Origin of the sequence: Pantoea sp. BAV 3049, assembly GCF_009765445.1 — a bacterium.
Lineage (GTDB): Bacteria > Pseudomonadota > Gammaproteobacteria > Enterobacterales > Enterobacteriaceae > Erwinia.
The window spans coordinates 2739277-2756924 of the sequence record NZ_WHOY01000031.1; the positions used below are offsets into that span (position 1 = coordinate 2739277).

19 protein-coding genes and 1 pseudogene are annotated in these 17648 nt (G+C 56.3%); 6 read left to right on the plus strand and 14 right to left on the minus strand.

Translation table 11 applies throughout. From position 1 onward, the window contains the following. Positions 1–16: 16 nt before the first annotated feature. From flgK to flgB, 10 genes are all read right to left on the minus strand, one after another. The gene (gene flgK, locus GSQ70_RS13805; protein ID WP_158783072.1) at positions 17–1669 is read right to left on the minus strand and encodes a flagellar hook-associated protein FlgK; all 1653 of its coding nucleotides are present in this window, start codon (positions 1667–1669) and stop codon (positions 17–19) included. 123 nt (positions 1670–1792) lie between these two features. After that, on the minus strand, positions 1793–2731 hold the full coding sequence (gene flgJ, locus GSQ70_RS13810) for a flagellar assembly peptidoglycan hydrolase FlgJ (protein WP_158783073.1): 939 nt from the start codon (positions 2729–2731) through the stop codon (positions 1793–1795). Then, entirely contained in the window at positions 2731–3834 is a 1104-nt protein-coding gene (locus GSQ70_RS13815) for a flagellar basal body P-ring protein FlgI (RefSeq protein WP_158783074.1), read from the minus strand. The genes flgJ and GSQ70_RS13815 overlap by 1 nt, the downstream gene beginning before the upstream one ends. Positions 3835–3843: 9 nt before the next feature. Then, a complete protein-coding gene (locus GSQ70_RS13820; protein WP_158783075.1) occupies positions 3844–4545 on the minus strand; it encodes a flagellar basal body L-ring protein FlgH in 702 nt (233 codons plus the stop codon). A 75-nt stretch (positions 4546–4620) separates the two neighbouring features. Continuing rightward, a complete protein-coding gene (gene flgG, locus GSQ70_RS13825) occupies positions 4621–5403 on the minus strand; it encodes a flagellar basal-body rod protein FlgG (RefSeq protein WP_158783076.1) in 783 nt (260 codons plus the stop codon). 17 nt (positions 5404–5420) lie between these two features. After that, positions 5421–6176 (minus strand): flagellar basal body rod protein FlgF, encoded by a 756-nt coding sequence (locus GSQ70_RS13830; RefSeq protein WP_158783077.1) that lies wholly within the window; start codon positions 6174–6176, stop codon positions 5421–5423. A 21-nt stretch (positions 6177–6197) separates the two neighbouring features. Beyond that, complete coding sequence (gene flgE, locus GSQ70_RS13835; RefSeq protein ID WP_158783078.1) at positions 6198–7427, minus strand: flagellar hook protein FlgE; 1230 nt, start codon at positions 7425–7427, stop codon at positions 6198–6200. Positions 7428–7455: 28 nt separating this feature from the next. Then, positions 7456–8127: a flagellar hook assembly protein FlgD gene (flgD, locus tag GSQ70_RS13840; protein ID WP_158783079.1), complete on the minus strand. Its 672-nt coding sequence runs from the start codon at positions 8125–8127 to the stop codon at positions 7456–7458. Between the two features lie 11 nt (positions 8128–8138). Further along, positions 8139–8543 carry a flagellar basal body rod protein FlgC gene (gene flgC, locus GSQ70_RS13845; RefSeq protein WP_158783080.1) on the minus strand — a complete coding sequence of 135 codons (405 nt, stop codon included), beginning with the start codon at positions 8541–8543 and terminating at the stop codon, positions 8139–8141. A gap of 3 nt (positions 8544–8546) precedes the next feature. Further along, entirely contained in the window at positions 8547–8960 is a 414-nt protein-coding gene (gene flgB / locus GSQ70_RS13850) for a flagellar basal body rod protein FlgB (protein ID WP_158783081.1), read from the minus strand. Positions 8961–9119: 159 nt separating this feature from the next. Here flgB and flgA point away from each other — a divergent pair, with 159 nt between their 5' ends. The 3 genes from flgA (at position 9120) to flgN (ending at position 10639) form a co-directional block, all read left to right on the plus strand. Next, the gene (gene flgA / locus GSQ70_RS13855; protein WP_158783082.1) at positions 9120–9788 is read left to right on the plus strand and encodes a flagellar basal body P-ring formation chaperone FlgA; all 669 of its coding nucleotides are present in this window, start codon (positions 9120–9122) and stop codon (positions 9786–9788) included. A gap of 112 nt (positions 9789–9900) precedes the next feature. Next, a complete protein-coding gene (flgM, locus tag GSQ70_RS13860; RefSeq protein WP_158783083.1) occupies positions 9901–10203 on the plus strand; it encodes a flagellar biosynthesis anti-sigma factor FlgM in 303 nt (100 codons plus the stop codon). Positions 10204–10207: 4 nt separating this feature from the next. Continuing rightward, positions 10208–10639: a flagellar export chaperone FlgN gene (flgN, locus tag GSQ70_RS13865; protein WP_158783084.1), complete on the plus strand. Its 432-nt coding sequence runs from the start codon at positions 10208–10210 to the stop codon at positions 10637–10639. A gap of 71 nt (positions 10640–10710) precedes the next feature. Here the strand turns inward: flgN and murJ are convergent, their stop codons facing one another. The 4 genes from murJ to rimJ form a co-directional block, all read right to left on the minus strand. Further along, complete coding sequence (gene murJ / locus GSQ70_RS13870; protein WP_158783085.1) at positions 10711–12249, minus strand: murein biosynthesis integral membrane protein MurJ; 1539 nt, start codon at positions 12247–12249, stop codon at positions 10711–10713. A gap of 127 nt (positions 12250–12376) precedes the next feature. After that, positions 12377–13300 (minus strand): Gfo/Idh/MocA family protein, encoded by a 924-nt coding sequence (locus GSQ70_RS13875; protein ID WP_158783086.1) that lies wholly within the window; start codon positions 13298–13300, stop codon positions 12377–12379. 1 nt (position 13301) lies between these two features. Next, positions 13302–13943 carry a DUF480 domain-containing protein gene (locus GSQ70_RS13880; RefSeq protein ID WP_158783087.1) on the minus strand — a complete coding sequence of 214 codons (642 nt, stop codon included), beginning with the start codon at positions 13941–13943 and terminating at the stop codon, positions 13302–13304. Between the two features lie 5 nt (positions 13944–13948). Next, the gene (gene rimJ, locus GSQ70_RS13885; RefSeq protein ID WP_158783088.1) at positions 13949–14542 is read right to left on the minus strand and encodes a ribosomal protein S5-alanine N-acetyltransferase; all 594 of its coding nucleotides are present in this window, start codon (positions 14540–14542) and stop codon (positions 13949–13951) included. A gap of 306 nt (positions 14543–14848) precedes the next feature. Here rimJ and mdtH point away from each other — a divergent pair. The 3 genes and pseudogenes from mdtH to GSQ70_RS13900 all read left to right on the plus strand — a co-directional run. Continuing rightward, positions 14849–16033 (plus strand): annotated as a pseudogene (mdtH, locus tag GSQ70_RS13890) (multidrug efflux MFS transporter MdtH); the annotation flags it as partial. A 122-nt stretch (positions 16034–16155) separates the two neighbouring features. Continuing rightward, positions 16156–16803, plus strand: coding sequence for a glutaredoxin 2 (grxB, locus tag GSQ70_RS13895; protein ID WP_158783090.1), 648 nt, complete (start codon positions 16156–16158; stop codon positions 16801–16803). 152 nt (positions 16804–16955) lie between these two features. Then, on the plus strand, positions 16956–17519 hold the full coding sequence (locus GSQ70_RS13900) for a lipoprotein (protein WP_158783091.1): 564 nt from the start codon (positions 16956–16958) through the stop codon (positions 17517–17519). Positions 17520–17648: the final 129 nt, after the last annotated feature.

The following is a 17648-nucleotide window of genomic DNA, read 5'->3' on the forward strand; positions in this document are numbered from 1 at the left end:
AACTCCTTATGCTCGATCAGCTGACAGCGCTGATCAGCGCGTTAAAGATTGTGCTGGCAGTCTGGATCACCTGAGCATTCGCGGTGTAGTACTGCTGGTAGCGGGTCAGGTTGCCGTATTCTTCATCCAGGTTAACACCCGATATGGACTGCTGCTGATTGGTCAGCTGCGTCACGACGTTACTCTGGGTGGTGCTGGTTGTTTCCAGAGTGCTGGTTTTGTTACCGATATTCGCCACCATGCTGGCATAAGCCTGAGTCAGGGTGCTGGCTCCGCCAATGACCTTTTTGGTCTGCAAATCCAGCAGCGACTGCGCATTGGTGTTATCGCTCACACCATCATCGGCACCGGCGGCAGCAACTTTAGCTTCGTCAGTGATATTGACGTTCATATTGCCGATGACGTCAGCCACCGGTTTCACCAGGAAACTGTCTTTAGTCTGCGGTGTACCGCCCAGGGTCACCTGCAATCCGTCAAAGCTGAGAGTTGAGTTACCGGACGCATCCGTACCTGAGGTGGCAGAAATTGAAGCGTTATCCGACAGGCGGGTCACGTTCCAGTTGGTGCCGTCGTAACTCACTTTATAGTTGGATGCCTGCACCTGGCTGGCATCGGTCACGGCAGCAGTCATCGATGCCGTACCTTTATTCGTGGTGTTGATCGTTACTGAAGGGCTGCCATAGCTGAAGAAAGCTTCTCCCGCATCACCGTTGGAGTCATAGCCCGCTTCGTGCTGGGCGTTGAAGCTGCTCGCCAGACCCAACGCCATCTGTCCCAGCTGATTGCGGGTGTTATCCAGATCGGTGCGGAAGGCCAGCAGACCGCCCAGCGAACCGGTGGTGAGCAATTTCTCAGGAATTTCAGTGGTCGCACCGGTAGTTTTATCCACCGTGGCGACGGTGGTCCGGGTTGGATCGGCGCTGGAAGGCACTGCAGCGAGAGTGTTGTAGCTGTCACCCTGCACCAGGCTGATACCGTTGCCGATAGTGATGTTATAGCTGCCACCGTCCTGCTGGCTGACGGAAACGCCGACCAGCTGGTTCAGGTTGCTGACCAGTTGATCACGCTGATCCAGCAGAGCATTTGGCGCACTGCCGTCGCCCGCGCCTTTCAGCTTGGCAATCTGCTGGTTAACGTTAGCGATCTGCTTGGCGTAACCATTGATCTGATCCACCGTGGAGGTGACAGAAGTATTCAGGCTGCTGTCCAGGTTTTTCAGATAAGTATCCGTCACCTGGAACTGGTTAACCAGGCCATTCGCCTGTCCCAGTACGGCCTGGCGTGCGGAAGGATCGTCCGCGTTGCTCACCAGCGTCTGGATCGAGGAGAAGAAGTCCTGCATGTTGGTCGACAGCGTGTTGGTGGTGCTGGAGAACATATCATCAATATTCGACAGCTGACTGTACTGCGTGGTCATCGCGCTGGACATGGTGCTGGCAGAGCGCAGCTGGTTGGTGATGAACGCATCGTATTCACGGTTAACGCTGGCAACGGAAACGCCGTTACCGTAGTAGTTAGTCCCGCTCAGCGTACTGTTGGCCTGGGCAAGGATAGTGGTCTGACGTGAATAGCCGGCCACGCTGTAATTACTGATGTTGTTACCGGTGGTATTCAACGCAGCCGAGGCGGCGTTTATCCCGCTTAAAGCGGTATTAATTAAGTTAGACATGTCGGTTCCTTTTTAACCCTGACTCAGCACGGGCCGGCATTAACAATCGGTTGCCGGTCTGCTTTAACACAAATCCGGCCTGTAACAGTTATCGGTTCAACCGGGACAAACTTGAGCGATAAATCAGAACAAATCGCCAATATCCTGGGAGTAAGCTTTGACCACTTTTTCCCCCATGCTTTTGAATTGCTGAATCATTCCTACCAGCTTCTGCGCGTACTTCGGATCGGTAGCATAACCCGCTGCCTGCAAGGCTTTAGCGCCCTGCTCAGGGGTTGCTGCCGTGGTCACCGCGGAGTAGCGCGGGTTATTGCCGATCAGTTTGACGTAATCATTCAGCGCATCGAAATAGGAGTCATAAACGCGGAATTTAGCCTTCACTTTTACCGCCTGGCCATTTTCATATTCCGTGGTCATCACTTCGGTGGTTTTACCCTGCCAGTTACCCGTCGCCTTGATGCCAAACACGTTGTAACTCGGTTTGCCCTGGGCAGTGAGGATCTGACGTTGTCCCCAGCCTGATTCCAGCGCGGCCTGAGCGAGGATCAGGTGATGGGGAATGCCGCTTTCCGCACTCGCCATCTGCGCAGGTTGCGAGAGCTGAGCGATAAAATCGCTGCTGTCACCGCTCAGAGGCGTATCGGCTGAAGGAAGGCGGGGCACGGCTTTGCGCACCACCTGTTCCATAGCCAGCGGGGGCAACGTGTTGATAAAGTTCCTGTCGAGCAGCATCGGCACGGTTCCGGCTTTTTCATCCGGTACCTGTGCCTGCTCCATCTGCTTGACCATCATGTCGGCCAGCCCCAGTCCTTTGGCCGCAATCTGCTGCCCAATCTGCTGATCGTACATCGAGGTGTAGAGCCTGGTTTGATCGTTGCTCAGCAGACCATCCTGCGGCAACGCCTGGCGCATGCTCTTCAACATCATCTGTACAAACATCCCTTCCACCTGTTTTGCCACTTCCCGCGCATGCGCTTTCGGGTCTTTGCTGGCTTCACGTTTCAGGTTGTTGAGTGAGCGGCTGTCGTAAGCTGCATTCATCAGAGACTGGGTATCACTCATCAGATTATTTCCAGTTTGGCGTGCAGGCAGCCTGCACTCTGCATTGACTGCAGGATGGACATCAGGTCGATTGGCGTCGCCCCCAGCGCGTTCAGCGCACGCACCACACTGTTCAGGTTGGCGCTGGCATTAACGCTTTGCAGCGATCCCCCGCTCTGGCGCAGGTCAATCTGCGTCTGCGGCGTCACCACAGTCTGTCCACCGGCAAACGGCGTGTTCGGCTGGCTGACGTTCTGCGACTGGTTGACGGTAACCGACAGGTTGCCCTGAGCAATCGCACAGGAGCTGAGCATCACTTCACGGTTCATCACTACCGAGCCGGTACGTGAGTTGATAATCACTTTCGCATCCTGAATCGGCACGGACACGTCAATGTTCTGGATATCAGCCAGCAGACGCACTTGTGAGGTACTGTTGGCGGAAACCTGCACCTGCACGGTACGGCCATCAATTGCCTGCGCAGAACCGTAGCCACTGCGCGCGTTGATAGCGTCGGCGATACGCTGCGCCATGCTGAAATCTTCATCGTTCAGGAACAGGTTAAGCACGTTGCTGGTGCCAAAGTTGTTAGGCAGTTCACGCTCAATGGTCGCGCCGCCGGTAATGCGGCCGCCGTTTACCTGGTTAACCGTCACGCTGCTGCCACCGGCAGAAGCTCCGGCCCCCCCCACGAGAATGTTACCCTGCGCCAGCGCATAGACCTGGTTATCCACGCCTTTCAGCGGGGTCATCAGCAGCGTACCGCCGCGCAGGCTTTTGGCGTTCCCCATCGAGGAAACGACCACGTCAATCACCTGCCCCTGACGCCCAAATGCGGGCAGTTTTCCGGTGACCATCACTGCCGCCACGTTTTTCAGCTGCATGTTAGTCCCGCTCGGGACGGTAATGCCCAGCTGGGACAACATGTTGTTAAGGCTCTGAGTGGTAAAAGGCGTCTGGGTTGTCTGGTCACCGGAACCGTCCAGTCCCACCACCAGACCGTAACCGATCAGGGAGTTATCCCGCACGCCGCCGACAGTTGTCAGGTCGCGAATGCGGTCTGCATTCGCCAGCGTGCTGACAGAAGCAAGCAGCAGCAGGGTGAGTTGAAGAATTCTACGCATAGTAACCTCTTAGAATGGTGACAGGTTCAGGAAGAACCGTTGCAGCCAGCCCATCGTCTGTGCCTCATTGATATAGCCGTTGCCGACGTATTCAATGCGGGCATCCGCCACCTGGGTCGAAACCACGCTGTTGCTACCGCTGATGGTGCGTGGGTTAACCACGCCCGAGAAACGGATGAATTCCGTACCCTGGTTAATCTCAATCTGTTTCTCACCAACCACTTTCAGGTTGCCGTTTGGCAATACCTGATTCACGGTAACGGTGATGGTGCCGGTAAAGGTGTTGTTCGCCGTAGCGCCACCCTTACCTGCAAAGGTATTTTTGCCGCTGCCATCCAGCGTGGCTTTATCACCACCCAGCAGGCCGGTCAGCGCACTTGGCACAGCGGTCAGACCCACTGTGGCGCTGCCATCACGTCCGGCAGACGCGGTTGAACTCTTACTGGCACTGACGTTTTCCTGCAGGGTAATGGTCAGCGTATCGCCAATGTTACGTGGGCGACGATCCTCGAACAGCGGCTGATAGCCGTAGTTCATCGGCATGATGCCCTGAAAAATGGAGCCATTAACCACCGGCGGCGAAGCAGGCAGCGGCTGGGCCGTTGTCGAGCCTTCGACCAGTGGCTTACGTGGAACTAAAGCACAACCGTTAAGCGTCAGGAGCAGCATGGCTACCAACAAACGTCCAGGCATTGAGATTTGCTTCGCCATGGAATCACTACCTTTAATAATCAGAAGGTCTTTTATTAAGGGCCGGGCGAACCCGGCTGGTTTACATTACTGCGATTACAGCTGAGTCAGCTTGGCCAGCATCTGATCGGAAGTGCTGATTGCCTTACTGTTGATCTCATACGCGCGCTGGGTCTGGATCATGCTGACCAGCTCTTCCGCCACGTTGACGTTTGAAGTTTCGACATAGCCCTGGTACAACAGGCCCGCGCCGTTGTTACCTGGGGTGCTGTCAGTTGGCGCACCGGAAGCCTGAGTTTCCTGGTAGAGGTTTTCACCTTTACTTTCCAGACCTGCGTCGTTGATAAAGGTGCTCAGCGTCAGCTGACCAACCTGCACCGGCTGGGTCTGCCCCTGCTGGGTTACGCTGACCACGCCGTCACGACCGATGGTCATGCTCAGGGCGTTGGCAGGAATGGTAATGGCAGGCTGCACCGGGAAGCCGCCGTTGGTGACCAGTTGTCCATTCTGATCGGTCTGGAACGAACCGTCACGGGTATAGGCCAGCGTGCCATCCGGCATCTGCACCTGGAAGTAACCCTGCCCGCTGATCGCCACGTCTTTCGAGGAGTCAGTTTTGTTCAGGTTACCCTGAGTGTGCAGGCGCTCGGTGGCGACCGGACGGGTACCGGTACCCAGTTGCATACCAGAAGGTAAGTTAGTCTGTTCGGATGACTGCGCACCCGGCTGGCGGATAGTCTGATACATCAGGTCTTCGAACACCGCACGCTGACGTTTAAAGCCGTTGGTGCTGACGTTGGCCAGGTTGTTCGAGATGACATCCATATTGGTTTGCTGGGCGTCAAGACCGGTTTTGGCAATCCATAAAGAACGGATCATAGATTTTCCTCTTGCACTTAGCTCAGTGACAGCAGCTGGTTAGCGCGTTGTTCATTCTGATCGACGCTGGAGATGACTTTCATCTGCATCTCAAAGCGGCGAGCGTTAGCGATCATATCGACCATGGTCTGCTCAGTTTTGACGTTGCTGCCTTCCAGCACGCCAGGCATCACCTGAATGGTCGGATCGTTTTGCAGGACGGCACCGCGCTGTGCCTGAGCGCTCGCGGTGAGACGGAACAGCCCGTCATCGCCGCGAGTCACTTCTGAACCGGTGGCTTTCACCAGTTTCAGACGGCCCAACTGGACAGTGGCATTCGGCGGATCGCCCGGATTCAGCGCGGTGATAGAACCGTCAGCAGCGATGGTGATTTCCGACCCCTGCGGCACGGCAATCGGGCCGCCGTCGCCGATCACCAGGTTGCCCTGGACGGTCAGTTGCCCTGCCGGGTTCAGTTCCATGTTGCCGTTTCGGGTATAAGCCTCGGAACCATCGGGGGCACGCACCGTCAGCCAGCCGTCCTGACGGACAGCCACATCCAGTGGGCGCTCGGTGTAGTCCATCGGCCCCGGGGTCATATCGGCACCGGGCGTGGACGCCGTCACCAGCGTGCGCGTTGGCAGAGAAAGCCCTTCCACCGGCACCGCACGCAGCGCATTAAGCTGCGCACGAAAGCCAGGTGTAGAGGCATTGGCGAGGTTGCTCGCCGTCACTGCCTGCTGTTCGAGGGTCTGACTGGCAGCCCCCATTGCGGTATATATCGCGTGATCCATAAGACGATCCTGTTAGCCGTATTAGCGCAGGTTGACCAGGGTGTTGAGGATCTGGTCCTGAGTTTTGATGGTCTGGGCGTTAGACTGATAGTTACGCTGTGCCACAATCATGTTCACCAGCTCTTTACTCAGGTCGACGTTGGAGGACTCCACCGCGCCTGCAGTCAGGGTGCCGAGGTTACCGGTGCCCGCCAGACCGACCAGCGCCTGACCGGAAGAGTTGGTCGCAGACCACACGTTATTGCCTTTAGACTTCAGGCCTTCCGGGTTAGCGAAGTTAGCCAGCGCGATCTGTCCCAGAGTCTGGGTCTGTTCGTTGGAGTAGTTGCCAACCACAGTACCGTCGTTGTTGATCTGGTAGCTGGTCAGGTCACCCGGCTTGTAACCGTTCTGAGTCGGGTTACCAAAGGTGCTGGTGCCGGTGTTCTGCTGCTGGCTGCCCGCCAGATTCAGAGTGAACGAGCTTGGCGCTGAACCGTTCAGGGTCGCCATGCTGATGGTCTGGGTGGCTGAAGAGGTCAGCTGACCGCTGCTGTTGAAGGTCATATCCCAGGTACCGGCACTGGCTCCGGTGCTTGAATCCACGGCCTGTACGTTCCAGGTCGTGGTCGGGTTAGTCGGATCAGTGGTGGAGTCGGTAGCGCCCTTCACGAAGTACAGGTTGATGGTGTGTTCGTTACCCAGCGAGTCATAGGTGGTCATTGACGCTTTGCTGTTGTAGGTATCCACATTGGCAGAGTCGAACGGCGTGGTAGCTGGCGTGCTGTCGGTCGAGTTCAGGTTGGCAGTAATCGCCGCAGTGGTGGTCGCTTTAGCTGGCATCGCCGCATCCGGGATACTCAGACCCACGGGGTTAGCACCGGTCTGTACGGTCGGTGGCGTGCCGGTTGCCGGGTAGCCCGTCAGCTGCAGGCCATCGGCGTTAACGATATTACGGTTAGCGTCCAGAGTGAACTGGCCGTTACGGCTGTAGTAAACCGCACCGCTGGTGTCGGTCATACGGAAAAAACCTGACTGGCTGATTGCCACGTCCAGGCCACGGCTGGTGGAAGTGGTGGTGCCGTCGCCAAAGTCCTGAGTCACCGCAGCCACCTTAACGCCCAGACCCACTTTAGAGTCGGCGAACATATCAGCGAAAGAAACGGTCGCGGATTTAAAACCAACGGTCGCGGAGTTGGCGATGTTGTTACCGATCACGTCAAGGTTACTGGAGGCGGCGTTTAAGCCACTGACTGCCTGAGAAAATGCCATGTGTAAACTCCTGAAAAAGGGGGATTAGTTAAATAATCTGACGAACGTTTGCTACGGTGGTCGTACCCATCGTGCCGAGGTCTAAAACGGCACCGCTGGTGTCGTTAGTTACCCCATTAACCAGCGCATAGTTCAGTGGCTGCGCAACCAGTTGACCGGTAGCATTGCTCGCACTGAGCGAGACGGAATACTTCCCGTCGGCTGCGGTGGTGCCATCTGCCTGCGAACCATCCCATGAGAAGGTATGCACGCCTGAGCTGAGGGCACCCAGGTTGATGGTTTGCACCACCTTGCCTGATGAATCGGAAATCGTGGCGGTGGTCGCCGTGGAGGCCTGCTCCAGGCTTACGCCAAATGGCGTGGTCTGGCTGCTGCCCACCAGGATCTGGGAACCATCAACCATCACACCATGGCCGATCAGCGTGGAAGCCTGCAGAGACTGTCCGCTGGTGATCTGACCGGAAATAGACCCTAATGTGGTATTGAGTTTTTCAATGCCGCTCAGGGTATTGATCTGCGCCAGCTGGGTAGTCAGCTGACTGTTATCCATCGGATTTGTCGGGTCCTGGTTCTGTAACTGGGTGACCAGCAGCGTCAGGAACTGACTTTGCAGGTCTGCGGACGACGTATCGGAAGTCGACGACGTGGTGGTAATCGCCGTGTTATCCGTTGACTCATTAACGCCTACGGTAATGCCCATTGACCTTCTCCTTATTGACCCATCGTCAGGGTTTTCATCATCATTTGTTTAACGGTGTTCAACACCTCGACGTTGGCCTGGTAGCTGCGCGACGCGGACATGGTGTTAACCGTCTCCCCGACCACATCAACGTTGGGCATCTTCACATAGCCTTTAGCGTCGGCCATTGGATTGCCCGGTTCGTAAACCAGTTTTGCGGGGGTCGGATCATCAACCACCTGCGCCACACGAACGCCACCGGTAGGTGAGCCTGGCGATGCCATGGTCTGGAAAACCACCTGCTTGGCCACGTAAGGCTGACCGTCAGGACCGGTCACGCTGTCGGCGTTGGCCAGGTTACTGGCAGCCACGTTCAGACGCTGCGACTGGGCGTTCATCGCCGATCCGGCGATATCAAAAATATTCAGAAGTGCCATAAATTATTGCCCCTGTAGCACGGACATCATGCTCTTGATCTGCCCGCTGATAACGGTCAGATCCGTCTGGTATTTCAGGCTGTTGTCCGCGAACTGCGTACGTTCCCGGTCCATATCAACCGTGTTGCCGTCTGCAGACGGCTGATCCGGAACCCGATACATCAGGTCCATGGATGCCGGCTGAAGTGATTCCGCTGGAATATGGCGATTTGAAGTAACCGCCAACTGCAGACCCGATCCCTGCGCCCGCCCCTGCTCCATCACCTTCTGCATCTGGCTGGCAAAATCGATATCGCGAGCCTGATAGCCGGGTGTATCCGCGTTGGCGATGTTAGACGCCAGGATTTCCTGCCGCTGGGCACGCAGGTTCAACGCTTCGGTGTTAAACCGCAGTGCTGCGTCGAGTTTGTCGAGCATGCTTCCTCCGCAAAATGAAAATTCAGAGCTGACAGCATAATCTCGGGGGGGAAAGTGTTATCGTCGGAATAGCGCTAAAAAGCGTCGCTAATTTGCGCCTTGACCCCGCAGGCTCACGAGTAGAATCGTCGCCATGTTTTCAATAACTGAGATGAGAAGATGCGTGGGTTAACCTTTCTGGTCGCCGGCCTGTTGAGCCTGGTGACTCTGTCAGCCAGTGCGGGCGATCTGACCGCACAACTCAGTCAATTTTTTAAATCGCGCTATGGGGAATCCGGCCAGAGTGCCGATACCCTGAAAGTGGTGGTGAAAACCCCACAGTCGCAGTGGCCCGGCTGTGAAGCACCACAATTTTCCCTGCCGGGTAATAGCCGGATGTGGGGCAACATGAGCGTGGCCGCCAACTGCGACCAGAACCGCCGCTACCTGCAGGTTGAAGTGCAGGTCACCGGCGATTACATTGTGGCCGCCCGTCAGGTTTCACGCGGAACAGCACTCACCGCTGCCGATGTGAAAGTTGAGCATGGTCGTCTGGATACGCTGCCTTCCCGCGCGGTAATGACCGCCGAAGAGATAACCGATGCGGTCGCGCTGCGTGATATCATTCCTGGACAGCCAATGACGCTGATGATGGTCCGCCAGCCATGGCGCGTTAAAGCCGGTCAGAACGTGACGGTCACCGCCAGCGGTGACGGTTTTAATGTCTCAAGTGAGGGCCGTGCGATGAATAATGCCACTGCAGCCCAACTGGTGAGGGTACGCATGAATTCCGGTCAGATAGTGAGCGGAAAAGTGGGCGCGGATGGGAATATTCTGATTACGCTGTAAAGGCCCTATAAAGACCTAAAGAAGGGTTCAGTTCTGCCGATAGTATGAATAACAGACGTAGTACACTTATTTTATCAGGCCGATAATTCGCCTGAGCATACAGGAGTCAGATATGAGCATCGACAGAACTCAACCTATGAAACCGGCCGCCACCGTTCAGCCACGCGACACTTCCGATGCCGCAGCACCAAAGGCCCGTCAGGTCGAGTCCAAATCAGCAGGCACCGCTACGGCCACTCAGGTGGTCCTGAGCGGTGCACAGTCACAGCTGACCAAATCCAGCTCGCAGGACATTAATACCGCGCGCGTGGAACAACTTAAAACCGCCATCCGTAATGGCGAACTGAAAATGGATACCGGCAAAATCGCCGATGCCCTGATTCAGCAGGCAAAAGATTCCGTAGAAGGTAACTGAGTAAATGAATAAGCTGCTGACCGCGCTTGATAAAATGCTGGAAGTGCTGGCAAGTCTGGCCGATGTGATGACATCAGAGCAACAACAGCTCTCAGGCGGTCAGATCAACAGCAGCTTACTGCAACGTATTACCGAAGATAAAAGCTCACTGCTGGCGACGCTCAATTTTCTTGAGCAGCTGCGCCGCGACGCTGAGAAAGAAGCAGGTTTGCACGCGCCTTACAGCCTTAACCCTGAGATGGCCCGCCGCTGGGCAGCCATTCAGGAGCAGACAATGAAGCTGCGGGATACCAATCTGCACAACGGACTGCTGCTTAACCATCAGATTGGTTTTACCGGGCAGGCGCTAGAGGTGCTGAGGCCACACCAGACGCAGAAATTTTATGGCCCGGACGGGCAGGCAACCGCCAACGCATTCATCAGCCGTAAAGTGTAGCGCCCGGTCACCGCTGGCTCAGACCCCGGAACAGGAAACTGTTCCGGGGTTTTGCTTTTTGAGTTGCAGTATCAGATCGCCGTCGTGCGGGCAAAGTCCCTGACGCGGAAGCCCAGAAGTGCCAGCACCGCGAAATAAGCCCCGCCACCGGCAGCACAGACCGCAGCCAGACGAACCAGGCGCCACAGCATACTGCCCTGCGCCCACTCCGGCATCACCCACAGCAGCCCCAGCAGCACGGCCGCCATCACCATAACGGCTATCAACAGGCGCAGCAGGAAGCTGAACCAGCCCGGCTGAGGCTGGAAAATTTTCTGCTTACGCAACTGCCAGTAAAGCAGCGCCGCATTGAGGCAGGCAGCCAGACCAATCGACAGCGACAGACCGGCATGTTTCAGCGGCCCGATAAACGCCAGGTTCATCAGCTGCGTCATCAGCAGGGTGACCATGGCAATTTTGACCGGCGTTTTGATGTCCTGGCGGGAATAGAAACCCGGCGCGAGAATTTTCACCACGATCAGTCCCATCAGGCCGACCGAGTAAGCCACCAGCGCGCGCTGGGTCATCGCCGCATCAAAGGCAGTGAACTTGCCGTACTGGAACAAAGAAATAGTCAGCGGTTTGGCCAGTATCCCCAGCGCCACTGCGCTCGGCAGTGCCAGCAGGAAGCTCAGGCGCAAACCCCAGTCCATCAGGCGGTTGTATTCATTATGGTTACCGCTGGCAAAACTTTTCGCCAGCGAAGGCAGCAATATCGTGCCCAGCGCCACGCCCAGCACGCCGGAAGGGAACTCCATCAGACGGTCCGCGTAGTACATCCATGAAACCGAGCCGGACACCAGGAACGAGGCGAAAATAGTGTTGATGATCAGCGAGATCTGGCTGACGGAAACGCCAAGGATCGCCGGACCCATCTGGCGCATTACCCGCCATACACCGGCATCTTTCAGGTTCAGGCGCGGCAGAACCAGCATGCCGATTTTCTTCAGGTGCGGAAGCTGATAACCCAGTTGCAGTACGCCACCCGCCACTACTGCCCACGCCAGCGCCATCACCGGCGGATGGAAGTGCGGCGCGGCAAACAGCGCAAACCCAATCATGCTGACATTCAGCAGCGTCGGCGCAAACGCCGGAACGGAAAACCGGTTCCAGGTATTGAGGATCGCTCCGGCCAGCGAGGCCATAGAAATCAGAAAGATATAGGGGAACGTCACGCGCAGCAGCGCAGAAGTCAGCGCGAATTTATCGGCAGTGTCCGCAAAGCCCGGTGCCGTGACCAGGATCACCCACGGGGCCGCAAGCATGCCGAGAAGGGTAATGACGGCCAGTGCCAGCGTCAGAAGGCCCGACACATAAGCGACGAAAACCCGGGTGGCCTCTTCACCCTGCTTGCTTTTGTACTCTGCGAGGATCGGCACAAAGGCCTGGGAAAAAGCGCCTTCAGCAAAGATGCGGCGCAGTAAGTTTGGTAATTTGAAGGCCACAAAGAAGGCATCCGTCGCCATTCCTGCACCAAAAACTCTTGCCACAATGGCATCGCGGGCAAATCCCAGCACGCGAGAAAACAGGGTCATTGAGCTGACCGCTGCTAACGATTTCAACAGGTTCATGGGGTTCCTGATTTTTCTACGGGATCGGTGGCGCGGGCCACGGTTATCTTCTGTCCCGGTGAATGGGCCAGCAACCGGCATAGTCTACTGATGCTGAAGGAAATAACCACATTCGATTGTTACAGCGTTATTCCCGGTCGATATCACGCCAGAGCTTTTCCACGATCCGCTGCGCCATCAGCGCCTGTTCGCCGGAGGTTTGCGGCATTGTCTGATTTTGCGCGCAGTCGATGAAATGCCGTGCAGCACCGACGAATCCCCGCTGCTCCAGCGTGCTCTGCCAGCCCGGGATCGGATCGGTGATGATCTGCCCTGCCGTTTCCTGACGGAAGTCGCGCATGTCATCAATCTGCCAGACGCTGCCGTCGGTTATGGCCATTACCGATTCACGCTGGGTTCCGGCGCGACGATGCATGCTGGTGGTGATCTGAATGTCAGCATGACTGAAATGGTGCTCGGCCCGGATCATTTCTCCGGCGTCATTGGTCACCAGCGTCCCGCCCTGCAACAGGCCCTGCCCTCCACCCAGCCACAGCGCGGTATCCACCACATGCAGATAATCGTCCAGCAGCGTAAAGAAAAGCTCATGCGGACCAATGCTGTCACTGCGGTGTTTATCCATGCGCAGCGAGGCCAGTTGATCCAGCCCGTCTTTCAGCTGCAGATAACGCGGAGCAAAACGACGGTTGAAGGCCACCATCAGCTTGCGCCCCTTCTTGTGGGCCAGCTCTACCAGTTGCCCGGCCTCGCTGAGCGTCGCCGCCAGCGGCTTGTCTACACAGACGTCCACGCCAGCCAGCAACAGCTGTTTTACAATGCTGAAATGGCTCTCAGTGGAAGTGTGCACAAACACGGCATCACTGGCCGCAGCCAACTGATCAAGCGAGGAGAAAAGCGGGATTCGGTAGCTGTCACACACCCCCCGTGCTTTCTGCTGATTGGGAGAGAAAGCTCCGGCGATCTTCCAGCCATCCGTTCTGGTCACTACCGGCAGCCAGGCCTTTTGCGCAATGCTACCCAGCCCGACAATTCCTACTTTTAATCCGGCCATATCACTCTCCCTTGCCCAGCAGTTCCGCCAGCTGCTGCCTGATTTCGGCCATCTCGCGCTCCAGTCCGGTCACTCTGGCCGCCAGCCCGCTCTCGTCTGCGGCTGGTTCAGCCCCGGCCGCAACATCATCCCCCTCATCGCTGAACAGATGCATATAGCGGCTTTCGCGCTTGCCCGCTTCACGGGCCAGTCGGACCACAAAAGGCCCGTCTTCCCTGATTGCCAGATTTTCCAGCGCCTTCTCCGCCTCCGCCATATCGGCAAACTCATGCAGCCGCGTGCTGCGGGTACGGAGTTCACCCGGAGTTTGCGCACCGCGCAGCAGCAATGTGGTGATCAGGGCGAATTCGCCGGGATTGAGCTTGAGCTGTCCAAATTCGGTATTGCAAAAACGGTGCTCATATTTCACCACGCGGTTACCGAAGCCGCTCTGAGTGGTGACCAGATGCTTTTTCGCCAGCATATCCAGCGTGTCCTGCACCGCTGACTCACTCAGCGTCAGCACCGGTTCACGGTTCGACTTCTGGTTGCAGGCAGTCACCACGCCGTTCAGTGACATCGGGTATTGATCTGGCGTGGTGACCTGCTTCTCCAGCAGGCAACCCATCACGCGGGCTTCAATGGCGGAAAGAAGAATTTTCATCAGCGTTATTGTCCACGTCGTTCAGGGATCCAGTCTTTGGCAGTCAGCGCGGTCAGCACGTGATCCTGCCAGCGACCATCGATCAGCAGATAGTCTTTGGCGTAGCCCTCTTTCTCAAAACCGAGCCGGGCCAGCAGGTTACCACTGCGCTGGTTGTGCGGCATATAGTTAGCCATGATGCGATGGATGCGCTGCTGGCGCTGCATATAGCGGATGGCCGACTGCAACGCCTCAAACATCATGCCCTGCCCCTGCCACTTTTCGCCCAGAGAATAGCCCAGATAGCAGGCATGGAATGAGCCGCGCACCACGTTGCTGAAATTAGCCACGCCGCGGACTTCGTTTTCATCCGGGTCCATCACGGCAAAATAGTATGCATTGCCCTGCTTGTGCATTTCCGCGATCAGGCCGAGCCGCGCCTGCCAGCCGGAGGGGTAGCAGTGGCTGTCATCACGGATGGGCTCCCAGGGTTTGAGAAACGCCCGGTTCTCAGCGTAATAGTCCGCCAGACGCCAGGCGTCACGTTCATGAACAAGACGCACCACCAGTCTGTCGGTTGTCAGGCGTACTTTCGGGGCAGCGGAACGATAGCCAAACATCTTCTCTCCTGAATCCGGCCGATAGATGAATAAATTTGATTGATAAACCGCCGCTGCCGGTCAGCCCGTCTCACCGCTGACCGCCATTTTCGGTTGTTACTCACCACTATAACCGCGTAATTATGGGCGGGTAAAACGCTGCGGAGAAAATTTCCGGGATTTTGTCATGGAAGCGACTGAAAAACTCGCATAAAAAGCAAACCATCGATGAAAAAATATCATCCTGCTTTCGCTGGGAAAAGCCCAACCCGCGGGTGAAAATGGACCATCTGGAAGGTTTTCCACTCTCCCCTGTCAGGAATCAACATGTCACGGACCGCACGGGCAAGAAGCCTGGGTAAAGCATTTCTGCTGCTGGATAATATGCTGGTGGTATTAGGCTTTTTCGTTGTCTTTCCGCTTATCTCTATCCGCTTTGTCGACCAGCTCGGCTGGGCCGCTTTGATGGTGGGCATTGCCCTGGGCCTGCGCCAGCTGGTGCAGCAGGGACTGGGGATTTTTGGCGGTGCGGTGGCGGACCGGTTTGGTGCCAGACCGATGATCGTCACCGGAATGCTGCTACGGGCAGCGGGCTTCGCCTGCATGGCACTGGCGCATCAACCCTGGGTACTGTGGCTTTCCTGTATTCTTTCCGGGCTGGGCGGTACGCTGTTTGACCCGCCGCGCACGGCTATGGTAATCAAACTGATTCGTCCGCACGAGCGCGGACGCTTCTTCTCCCTGCTGATGATGCAGGACAGCGCGGGAGCAGTGATCGGCGCACTGATCGGCAGTTGGCTGCTGGCGTGGGACTTTCGTGTGGTTTGCTGGGTCGGTGCGTTGGTGTTTGTGCTCGCCGCAGCCTGTAACTACTTCCTGCTCCCTCCCTGGCGTCTTTCGACCGTACGGACACCCATGCGTGAAGGGCTGCTGAGCGTATTGCATGACAGACGCTTCTGCGCCTATGTCATTACCCTGACGGGTTACTACACTCTGGCTGTGCAGGTCATGCTGATGCTACCCATCGTGGTGAACCAGATTGCCGGTGCGCCGGGAGCGGTGAAATGGATGTATGCCATTGAGGCTACCCTGTCGCTGACCCTGCTGTATCCCATTGCCCGCTGGAGCGAAAAACGCTTTCGTCTGGAGCAGAGGCTGATGGCCGGGCTGCTGGTAATGAGCCTGAGCCTTGCCCCAATCGGTATGGTCACCTCGCTGCAACAGGTCTTTATGCTGATTTGTACCTTTTATATCGGCTCGATTATTGCCGAACCGGCTCGTGAAACTCTGGGGGCCTCGCTGGCCAATGCCAGAGCGCGCGGAAGCTACATGGGCTTCAGCCGGTTGGGTCTGGCACTTGGTGGCGCGGTGGGCTATACAGGCGGCGGCTGGATGTACGATATGGGACGGGAATTTAATCAACCGGCACTGCCGTGGCTGATGCTCGCAACCGTCGGTCTTATCACCTTTTTTGCCCTTTACCGCCAGTTTTACCGTCGCGCTGTCGAGCCGGAAATGTTCGGAGAAGCGCCCGCTGCGGTTTGCCCTGGGCGCTTTTCTCTTCCATACTTCCTTAATGCATTCAAAAGATTGATGGTGGCCACCGCCGCCGTCATCGCTGTAAGGAGGCGTTCTTGAAACTGTTTATTTACGATCACTGCCCATTCTGCGTGAAGGCCCGGATGATATTCGGCCTGAAAAATGTGCCCGTTGAGCTGGTGGTGATGCTCAGCGACGACGAAGAGACGCCGAAGAAACTGATCGGCCAGAAAATGGCACCGATCCTGATGAAGGAAGATGGCAGTTGCATGCCGGAGAGCCTGGATATCGTCAGCTATGTCGATAAAAAAGATCGCGAACCCCTGCTTATTGGCAAAACCAATCCGGCGATCACTGACTGGCTGCGCCACATCAACGGCTACCTCAACAAGCTGTTGCTGCCACGCATCGCCGCCGCGCCCTTTGCCGAATTCGCCACACCGGAGGCCCGCAGCAACTTCCATCATAAGAAGGAAGCCAATATGGGCAGCTTTGATGAACTGAAACTGCATTCTGAAGGCTTTATCAAAAACATCAATGACGATCTGCGCAAGCTCGATAAGCTGATTGTGAAGCCCAACGCGGTGAACGGCGAACTGTCGTTGGACGATATCAATTTGTTCCCTGTGCTGCGTTCGCTGTCACTGGTTGCCGGAGTGGAATACCCAAGTCGCGTTGCGGATTATCGCGACAACATGGCTAAGCAGACCCAAATTAACCTGTTATCTTCAATCGCTGCCTGATCTTCAGGAGCCGGTTCAGCCGGCTCTTTTTCCCTCGTTACAGTTTCCCCTTTTTCTTTATCGGTTATCCTGGTGACTCGGGCCATAATGTCGTGCAAGCTATGCCCTCCCGTCAGAAGGGTAACTGACGGCATCACATCATGAGGATAGCTATGAAGAAGTTTTTAGCCGGGCTGAGTGCCCTGCTGTTGGTGGGATTACTGAGCGGCTGTAACCAACTGACGCAATACACTATCAGCGAACAGGAAGTGAACCAGGCGCTGCAAAAACACAATAACTATGAGAAGCAGATTGGCGTGGCCGGGCTGGTTGATGCCCATATTGTCCTGACCGATCTCAACAGCCAGATTGGCCGCGAGGAGCCAAACAAAATCATGCTGACCGGCAATGCCAAAGTGAACATCAGCTCGCTGTTTGGTCCACAGAGCGCCGACATGAAACTGACCATGAAGGCGCAGCCGGTATTTAATAAAGATCAGGGTGCGGTGTATCTGAAAGATATGGAACTGGTGGATGTGCAGGTCCAGCCAGAAAAAATGCAGGGCGTACTGAAAACCCTGACACCGTATCTGAACCAATCGCTGAAGGATTACTTCAACCAGAAACCGGCCTACATACTCAGCAGCGACCGCAGCAAAGCGGAATCCCTGGCTAAGCGCTTTGCCAAAGGGCTGGAAGTGAAGCCCGGCGAGCTGGTGATCCCTTTCACCGACTAAGCGATAACTGTTCTCTGTTCCTCTGTGGGCAGAGAACGTTCTGCCGTTCTCCACTGCCTGACGACTATTTTCTGCCGCCCGTAATAAAGCAGGTGCAAAGCCCCGCCTTTATCCTTATGCTTGGAACCC

Excerpts from the sequence above, each read along its gene's own strand:
- murJ (WP_158783085.1), bottom strand. The coding sequence starts at position 12,249 with ATGAACCTGTTGAAATCGTTAGCAGCGGTCAGCTCAATGACCCTGTTT.
- GSQ70_RS13815 (WP_158783074.1), bottom strand. The coding sequence starts at position 3,834 with ATGCGTAGAATTCTTCAACTCACCCTGCTGCTGCTTGCTTCTGTCAGC.
- flgM (WP_158783083.1), top strand. The coding sequence starts at position 9,901 with ATGAGCATCGACAGAACTCAACCTATGAAACCGGCCGCCACCGTTCAG.
- flgK (WP_158783072.1), bottom strand. The coding sequence starts at position 1,669 with ATGTCTAACTTAATTAATACCGCTTTAAGCGGGATAAACGCCGCCTCG.
- GSQ70_RS13830 (WP_158783077.1), bottom strand. The coding sequence starts at position 6,176 with ATGGATCACGCGATATATACCGCAATGGGGGCTGCCAGTCAGACCCTC.
- flgA (WP_158783082.1), top strand. The coding sequence starts at position 9,120 with ATGCGTGGGTTAACCTTTCTGGTCGCCGGCCTGTTGAGCCTGGTGACT.
- flgN (WP_158783084.1), top strand. The coding sequence starts at position 10,208 with ATGAATAAGCTGCTGACCGCGCTTGATAAAATGCTGGAAGTGCTGGCA.
- GSQ70_RS13875 (WP_158783086.1), bottom strand. The coding sequence starts at position 13,300 with ATGGCCGGATTAAAAGTAGGAATTGTCGGGCTGGGTAGCATTGCGCAA.
- GSQ70_RS13820 (WP_158783075.1), bottom strand. The coding sequence starts at position 4,545 with ATGGCGAAGCAAATCTCAATGCCTGGACGTTTGTTGGTAGCCATGCTG.
- flgE (WP_158783078.1), bottom strand. The coding sequence starts at position 7,427 with ATGGCATTTTCTCAGGCAGTCAGTGGCTTAAACGCCGCCTCCAGTAAC.
- GSQ70_RS13880 (WP_158783087.1), bottom strand. The coding sequence starts at position 13,943 with ATGAAAATTCTTCTTTCCGCCATTGAAGCCCGCGTGATGGGTTGCCTG.
- rimJ (WP_158783088.1), bottom strand. The coding sequence starts at position 14,542 with ATGTTTGGCTATCGTTCCGCTGCCCCGAAAGTACGCCTGACAACCGAC.
- flgD (WP_158783079.1), bottom strand. The coding sequence starts at position 8,127 with ATGGGCATTACCGTAGGCGTTAATGAGTCAACGGATAACACGGCGATT.
- GSQ70_RS13900 (WP_158783091.1), top strand. The coding sequence starts at position 16,956 with ATGAAGAAGTTTTTAGCCGGGCTGAGTGCCCTGCTGTTGGTGGGATTA.
- flgG (WP_158783076.1), bottom strand. The coding sequence starts at position 5,403 with ATGATCCGTTCTTTATGGATTGCCAAAACCGGTCTTGACGCCCAGCAA.
- flgJ (WP_158783073.1), bottom strand. The coding sequence starts at position 2,731 with ATGAGTGATACCCAGTCTCTGATGAATGCAGCTTACGACAGCCGCTCA.
- flgC (WP_158783080.1), bottom strand. The coding sequence starts at position 8,543 with ATGGCACTTCTGAATATTTTTGATATCGCCGGATCGGCGATGAACGCC.
- flgB (WP_158783081.1), bottom strand. The coding sequence starts at position 8,960 with ATGCTCGACAAACTCGACGCAGCACTGCGGTTTAACACCGAAGCGTTG.